We start from the raw sequence: 7,419 nt of genomic DNA, 5'->3' as shown, positions 1-7,419 counted from the left end.
GCGGCCTGCTCTCGCTGGCGGGCACCAACGACTTCAAGACCCTGCTCGACTTTCGCGAGCGCGGCGCGACGCGTGAGCAGGCCGACAAGATCAACCTGCTGCTGCGCTTCTTCGCACAGCGCATCAGCGAGGGCATCCTCTCGCTGGCCGCGGGGTGGGGGCGGCCCGACTACGTCGTCATCACCGGTGGGCTCACGCGCAGCGTGGAGCTGGCCGAGCGCATCGAGGAGCGCGTGGGCGGGCTGCTACCTGTTGTGCGGCTGCCTGGATCAGCCGAGCAGGAGTCGCTGGCCGCGGGCATGGCCCGCGCCCTCATGGATCCGAGCTGCCTGCGCCACTACGAGGAAGAGCGGGACATGCTGGCCGCCTACCGCGGCCGCGAGAACCGGCTCATCGAGCAGCCCGTCTTCAAGCGGCCGGTGCTGCGCCGGCGGCAGGGCAGCCCCATCCGCAGCCTCGACGAGCTGATCCAGGCGACGCGCGAGCAGGTGGAGCGTTTCTTCGTGCCGACGATTGCCATCGCCGGCGCGGACAACGACGACGCCCTCGAGGCCGCGCGCCGCGCCACCGAGGAGGGCGAGTACAAGATCGCGCGCTTCCTGCTGGTGGGGGATCTCGCGGCCACGCGCAAGCTGGCCGCGCAGGTGGGCCTCGACCTTGCGCGCAGCGACTTCGAGCTCGTGGAGAGCGCGGATCCAGTGGCGACCTGCCTCGAGCTCTACGCAGCCGGTCGCTGCCAGGCCTTGATGAAGGGCTCGGTGACCCCCGAAGAGCTGCTCGCGCCCGTGTTTCGCTGGCTGAAGGCGAAGGGCCGCCTCGCCGAGGGCGCGCTGTTCAGCCACGTCGCCGTCTTCCAGCGCGCCGAGCAGGCCAAGCTGCTGCTGCTCAGCGACGCCGGCGTGAACGTGGATCCCGACCTCGAGAAGAAGCGACGGATCCTCGAGAATGCCCTTGTCGTGGCGCGCAGCCTGAACCTGCCCCGCCCGCGCGTGGCGGTGATCAGCGCCATCGAGCAGGTGAACCCGCGCATCGAGAGCAGCGTCGAGGCAGCCGCGATCGCCGCCGACTACGCGGGACGCAAGGATTGCCTGGTCGAGGGGCCGCTCAGCTTCGACGTCGCCGTGGACGCCGCCATCGCCGAGGAGAAGGGCTATCACGGTGAGATCCGCGGCAACGCGGACATCCTCATCATGCCCGGCATCGACGCCGGCAACATCGCCTACAAGTCGCTCACGGTCGCGAGCGGGCTCAACACGGCGGGCGTGATCGTCGGTTGCGAGGTGCCGATCGTGCTCACCAGTCGCGGCGACACGGCCCTCACCAAGCTCGCCAGCCTGGCGCTCAGCCTGCGGCTCTTCTTCAAGGGCCAGCGGTAGCCGGCGGCTCCGCTGCCGCCGGGCATCGCTCAGTAGCGCGCCTTCACGCGCGACCAGGACTCGGGCGAGACCGGGATGCCGGCGTCCGTTGCGTACTCGAAGTCGATGCTCCACTCCCCGTGCTGGTTCGTCGCGCGGAGCGTGACCGCCAGGTTGCTTTCCGGCGGCCAGTCGGCCGTCGACAGCGGCACGAGGATCTCGTCATGACCGCTGCCCGCGAAGCTGTCCACGACCTCGCCGTTGATCTCCACGACGCCCGTGAAGCTGCGCGAGGTGGGGGCGTACGCGCACTCGTAGTTGTCGCAGTAGCAGCTGCTCACAGCGAAGCCGAGGTTGAACTCGCCGTCGACGAAGGAGCCCGGCGGAGGATCGATGGTCTCGAACTTGAGCCAGGGATAGCTCGGGCAACCGAGCGGCGTGCAGTAGCACATCCAGTCGTGAATGCCTGTGCAGTTGAAGGTGAAGTACTCGTTGCGCATGGGGAAGACCTGGCCGTAGGTGTCGATCGTGCGGCCATTGCGGACCGCCACCCAGTGATCCATTGCCAGCGGCTGCTCGATGGTGACGCTGATCCGGGCCAGCTCGCCGAGCTGCTCGCCGTAGGCCAGCGGCGGATCGAAGCGCCAGACGTGGATTCCGTTGAGGTCCGCAGCGCCGCTGGTGGGGGGCACGAGCCACTCGACGTCGACGGCCACGCCCTCCGCCGGGAACCCGTCGATCTCGAAGGCCAATTCCTCGACGGGCGGGTCGTGATAGTGGGTAGCGAGCCACGCGAACAGGTGGAGCTGCAGGGTCTGGCCAGGGGTGTCGGCGAAGGCCTCGCAGAACAAGCCGTCCGCGTCGGCCGAAAGCCGGACGCCATCCGTGAAACAGACCGCCCCCCACGCGAGACTGGATTGCCCGAGAGCCAGCAGACCGCCGATTGCCAGCAGGGCTCTCCAACGACACCTTGCCATCTGCCACCTCCTCGCGCTCTTCCCTGGTTGCCGCAAACGCCGACAGTAATGCGCGCGCCCGCAGTATAGCCCCCGCGGCGGAGTCCGTGAAGTTGCGGCAGCCCGGATCCTGAAATCCGCCACCATGCATTTTCTCCGCCATCGCTTGACCGACTCGGCAATGGGACTATCTTGGTCACCAAGCCAACCGAACCGACGGTCCCTGTGGAAGGAGATGAGGACGATGCACAAGCTGCCCGACCTGCCCTACGACTTCGCTGCCCTGGAGCCGCACATCGATGCGCGGACGATGGAGATCCACCACGGCAAGCACCACGCCGCCTACGTCGCCAACCTGAACAAGGCCCTCGAGGCCGCCGGCGGCAGCCACCTCGACACGCCCCTGGAGAAGCTGGTCGCCAACCTGAGCGCCCTGCCCGAGGCCCAGCGCACGGCCGTGCGCAACAACGGCGGCGGCCACTGGAATCACAGCCTCTTCTGGCAGCTCATGAGCGGCAAGGGCGGCGGCGAGCCCACGGGCGCGCTGGCCCAGGCGATCGCCGCGGACTTCGGCTCCTTCGCCGCTTTCAAGGAGCAGTTCGCGAACGCGGCGACCACCCGCTTCGGCAGCGGCTGGGCCTGGCTCTCGGTCGCCGGCGGCAAGCTCGTCGTCTCGAGCACGCCCAACCAGGACAACCCGCTGATGGACGGCTCGGGCACGCCCATCCTCGGCCTCGACGTCTGGGAGCACGCCTACTACCTCCACTACCAGAACCGTAGGCCCGATTACATCGGTGCCTGGTGGAACGTGGTCAACTGGAGCGAAGTAGCGAAGCGGTTCGAAGCGCTGAAGCACTAGCGTTCTCGTCTTGACTAGGCGGGGTCCGCTTGCGGGCCCCACTTTTTCATGCCCGCCGGCGCCGCCAGCGCCGCCGCGCCCGCCGGCGCCGCCGCGCGCGCCGCCGACCCGGGCTTGCCGCCCGGCTCCCTGCCGCCTATGCTCGCCCGGCCGACTCCAGATGCGAGGCCCGCGATGTCCACCCTGCCCGTCGTCACCCTGCTGCCCGGCGAGGAACGCCGCCTGCGCCGCGGCCACTGCTGGGCCTACGCGGGCGAGATCGCCGCCGCGCCGGCTGGGCTCGCCGCCGGCGACAGCGTGCTGCTCGTCGACGCGCGCGGCGAGGCGCTGGGCAGCGCGCTCTGGAATCCCCAGTCGCAGATCTGCGCGCGGCTCTTCGCGCGCCGCCCGCTGGATTTCGCGACGCACCTGCCGCAGGCGCTGGAGCGCGCCCTCGACCTGCGCGCGCGGCTCTATGCCGCGCCGCAGTACCGGCTCGTCTTCGGCGAGGCGGACGGCCTGCCCGGGCTCACGGTGGATCGCTTCGGCGCCCTGCTCGTCGCGCAGCTCGCCTCGGCGGCCAGCGAGGCGCACGCGGCGGCGATCGCGGGCGCGCTGCTCGCGCTGCCCGGCGTCACCGGGCTCGTGCTGCGCCGCGACGCCGGCGTGCGCCGCAAGGAGGGCCTCGCCGAACTCGCGCCCGAGGTGCAGGGCGCGCTGCCGGCCGAAGCCTGGGCCGAAGAGGGCGGACTCCGCTTCGCGATCGATCCGCTGGGCGGCCTCAAGGGCGGCTGGTTCTGGGATCAGCGCGAGAGCCGCGCCTGGCTGCGCGGCGCCGCGCGCGGCCGCCGCGTGCTTGACCTCTTCTGCCACAGCGGCGGCTTCGCGCTGCAGGCGGCGGCGGGCGGCGCCGAGGCCGTGCTCGGCCTCGACCGCTCGGAGGCAGCCCTCGCCCTCGCGCGCCGGAGCGCCCTCGCCAACAGCCTCGGCAAGCGCTGCCGCTTCGCCGCGCTCGATCTGCTGCAGAGCGGCAAGGGCCAGGCCGGCTGGCCGCACGGCGAGTGGGATCTGGTCGTCCTCGATCCGCCGGCGCTGGCCAAGGAGCGCGGCGATGCGGAGAGCGCCCTCGGCGCCTACACCCACCTCAACCGCAAGGCCGCCGGGCGCGTGGCGCCGGGCGGCATCCTGCTCACTTGCTCCTGCACCTATCCGGTCGAGGAACACATCTGGCAGGGCCACGTGCTGCGGGCGGTGGCGAAGTCGGGCCGCCATGCGCGCGTGATCTACCGCGGTGGGCAGGGAGGCGATCACCCTGTCCTGCCCGGCATGCCCGAGACGCGCTACCTCTCCGTGCTCGCCCTTCAGCTCGACTGAGCGCGCGGGGCCGGCAGCAGGCTGGTCGCGAAGAGCGCGAGACCCATCACGACGACCACGGTGGCGCCCGTGGGCAGGTCCAGCCAGTAGGAGACGAGCATGCCGGCCAGGCTGGTCGCGATGCCGAAGCTCCAAGCGTAGCCCAGTCGCCGCGCGCCCTGCGCGCCGCGCAGGGCCGAGAACACCGAGGGCACGATGAGGAAGCTGAAGACGAGCAGCACACCCGCGATGCGCACCGAGCTCGTCACGACGAGCGCGAAGACCGCGTAGAAGAGGAAGTCCCAGAGGGCGAGCCGCCGCCCCGCCCGCCGCGCGCCTTCGGGGTCGGCGCTGAGCTGGGCCAGCGGCCCGTGCACCCGCCAGAGCAGGGCGCCGAGCAGGCCGTAGAGCAGCGCCGTCTTCAGCACTTCCTGCCAGCTCACCCAGAGCAGGGCGCCGACCAGCATCTGCTCGACGTGCTCGGCGCCGTGCGGACTGCGCGCGGCGATGATGAGCGCGGCGCTTGAGGCGAACACGTAGGCGATGCCGATCACCGCCTCCTGCGGCACGCGGCGCAGGTGCTGGCGCGAGAGCGCGAAGAGGCCCGCCGCCCCCAGGGAGGCGGCGAGCCCGAGAAAGTAGGCGGGACGGCTCTCCAGCTCGACGCCGAAGAGCAAGCCCGCGGTGGCGCCGAGGGCGGCGAACTGCGCCATCGCGAGGTCGACGAAGATCACCCCGCGCTGGAGCACGTGCCCGCCCAGGTAGGCGTGGATCAACACCAGGACGACGCTGGCGGCGAAGGGCGCCGCCATGATGCGCAGCAGTTCCATCTCAGCGCTCCGTGCCGGAGAGGGCGCCGGCCAGGGCGCCGACCAGCGTGTCGAACCAGGTCACGAGGGTCGCGGTGCCGTCCCGGCTGCCTGGCGACTGCGGCAAGGCGAGTGTTCGGCAGCCCGCGCGCGCCGCGAGCTTCTCGGGCACCTCCGGGTGATTGATATCGGCGAAAACGACGAGCGCCACGCCGCCCGCCTCGATGCGATCGACGAGTTCGCCGACATGCCGCGGCGAGGGCGGGATGCCCGGCCGGTCCTCGATGTAGTCGACGATGCGCAGCCCGAAGCGCTGCGCGAAGTACTCCCACTGCTTGTGATAGGTGACCAGTCGCTTGCCCGCCGCGGGCGCGAGGCGCGCCTGCCAGGCCACCACGCGCGGTTCCCAGTCGGCGCGGAAGGCCGCCGCCCGTGCGCGGTACTCGGCCGCGCCCGCGGGATCGAGCCGCGCCAGCCGCTCGGCGATCGCGTCGGCCAGCTCCGGGTAGAGCCCGGGATCCACCGTGTAGTGCGGGTTGCCCTCGGGATGCACGTCGCCCTGGCTACGGTCGACGGCCCCCGTGGGCACCTCGAGCGGCTCGATCGTGGCGCCGAGATCGAGGTTGCCCTTGCCGCCCGCGAGCAGGGCCGGATTCCGCGCGCCCTGGAGCAGCAGCGGCAGCCAGCCGACCTCGAGCTGCAGGCCGTTGTAGACGATGAGGTCGGCCTTCAGCAGGCGGCGGCTGTGGCTCGGCTTGGCGGCGAGGGTGTGCGGGTCCTCGTCGCCGCGGGCGAGGGCCGTGACCGCGACGCGCGGGCCGCCCACGGCCTCGGTGAGCAGGGCGAGTTCGGGCAGGGTGGCCGCCACCTCGAGGCTGGCGGCCTGTGCAGGCGGCGCCGCGGCGAGGGTTGCCGCGGCGAGCCACACCGCAGCCAAGAAGCGCGCGGTGAATGCGAAGCGTGTGCACATGGCCGTCCTCCTAGTAGCGGTGCGCCGGGTGGCTGCCGATGGTGAAGTTGACCTGCGCGCGCAGGCCCGTGTCGCGCTCGCCGCCGACCTCGCGCGAGAGCAGGTCGAGACGCCAGGCCTGGAACTCGCTGGGCACGAAGGCCAGCGAGGCAGTCCAGGTGTCGGTGTCAGCGAGCGCGTCGTGGTGGTGGCCTTCCTCCTCCTCCTCCTCGGGCGCTTCCCGAGCGGCGGCGCGCAGCAGGTCGAAGCGCCCGCCCAGCCAGAAGCGCCGCGTGACCCGCGCGCGCAGCGCGGCGTAGAGGCCGTCGTCGTCGAGGGTTTCCTCGCCGTCCTCGAGACTGTCGTGGCGGCGCAGCCACTCGGCCTGCAGCTCCAGGGCGCGCGGATTGGCGCCGGCGCCCGTCCACTTCAGCGTGAGGTCGGCGCCGGTGAACTGCCGCGTGCCGATCTCGAGAGCCTCCTCGTGTTCGTGGGCGGTGTCGCCCGTGAACCAGGAGCCGCCGACTTCGAGCGTCGTGTGCGCGCCGACATCCCAGAGCTGGCGCAGGCGCAGGCCGCCCGACCACTCATCGCCGGGCGCCTGGGCGTGCTCGCCGTAGACGGTCTCGCCCAGGGGCGCGGCCGTAGCGGTCAGCTCGGCGAACCAGGGCAGGGGAGTCAGCCAGGCCAGCTCGATCGCCGCGCCGGCGAGCCCGTGCTCGCCGAGCAGCGCGTCCCAGGCCAGGGGCCGCTCGACGAAAGGGTACTGATGGGTGTGAAGCGCATTGTGCTTGCCGAACTCCCAGTAGAAGGCGCCGGCCCGCAAGCCGAGGCCACGCGGGAGCTGCAGGAGCTGGATGAAGGCCTCCTCGGCCTCGATGCTCTCCGTGCCGTGCATGGCGAGCGTCACGCTGGCGCGAGCATAGGGATCGATGTTGGCCGTGAACTGCAGCTCCGTCTCCTGGACGGCGAAGCCCTCCGCGGCGCTCGCGTGCGCGTGCTCGGGCTCGGGCGTGGCGGCGCTGTCGGCGGCGGCGGCGAGGAGGCCGTCTCGAAAGACGAGCAGGGTGTTCACGCTGATGGCGGGATTGAAGTCGCGGCTCACGCCGCTCGCCGTGGACGAGGCGCCGGCGCTGCCGGCAACGGCGAACAGGACGGC

6 protein-coding genes are annotated in these 7,419 nt (G+C 71.6%); 3 read left to right on the top strand and 3 right to left on the bottom strand.

Annotated elements, in window-relative coordinates; all coding sequences use genetic code 11:
• Window positions 1-1,376: butyrate kinase (locus FJ251_11965; GenBank protein ID MBM4118428.1), on the top strand; the 1,376-nt coding region annotated here is incomplete at its 5' end.
• Between the two features lie 29 nt (window positions 1,377-1,405).
• Here FJ251_11965 and FJ251_11960 read toward each other — a convergent pair.
• A complete protein-coding gene (locus FJ251_11960) occupies window positions 1,406-2,332 on the bottom strand; it encodes a hypothetical protein (protein ID MBM4118427.1) in 927 nt (308 codons plus the stop codon).
• Window positions 2,333-2,555: 223 nt separating this feature from the next.
• Here FJ251_11960 and FJ251_11955 point away from each other — a divergent pair, with 223 nt between their 5' ends.
• A complete protein-coding gene (locus tag FJ251_11955) occupies window positions 2,556-3,170 on the top strand; it encodes a superoxide dismutase (GenBank protein MBM4118426.1) in 615 nt (204 codons plus the stop codon).
• Window positions 3,171-3,218: 48 nt separating this feature from the next.
• Window positions 3,219-4,523 (top strand): class I SAM-dependent rRNA methyltransferase, encoded by a 1,305-nt coding sequence (locus FJ251_11950; GenBank protein ID MBM4118425.1) that lies wholly within the window; start codon window positions 3,219-3,221, stop codon window positions 4,521-4,523.
• Here the strand turns inward: FJ251_11950 and FJ251_11945 are convergent.
• Together FJ251_11945 and FJ251_11940 are read right to left on the bottom strand one after the other, a co-directional pair.
• Window positions 4,511-5,332 (bottom strand): metal ABC transporter permease, encoded by an 822-nt coding sequence (locus FJ251_11945; GenBank protein MBM4118424.1) that lies wholly within the window; start codon window positions 5,330-5,332, stop codon window positions 4,511-4,513. The genes FJ251_11950 and FJ251_11945 overlap by 13 nt on opposite strands.
• A gap of 1 nt (window position 5,333) precedes the next feature.
• Window positions 5,334-6,281 (bottom strand): zinc ABC transporter substrate-binding protein, encoded by a 948-nt coding sequence (locus FJ251_11940; protein ID MBM4118423.1) that lies wholly within the window; start codon window positions 6,279-6,281, stop codon window positions 5,334-5,336.
• Between the last annotated feature and the right edge of the window lie 1,138 nt (window positions 6,282-7,419).

The organism is bacterium (assembly GCA_016873475.1).
In the GTDB taxonomy this organism is placed as follows: domain Bacteria; phylum Krumholzibacteriota; class Krumholzibacteriia; order JACNKJ01; family JACNKJ01; genus VGXI01.
This window is presented reverse-complemented; position numbering and strand designations above follow the sequence as displayed.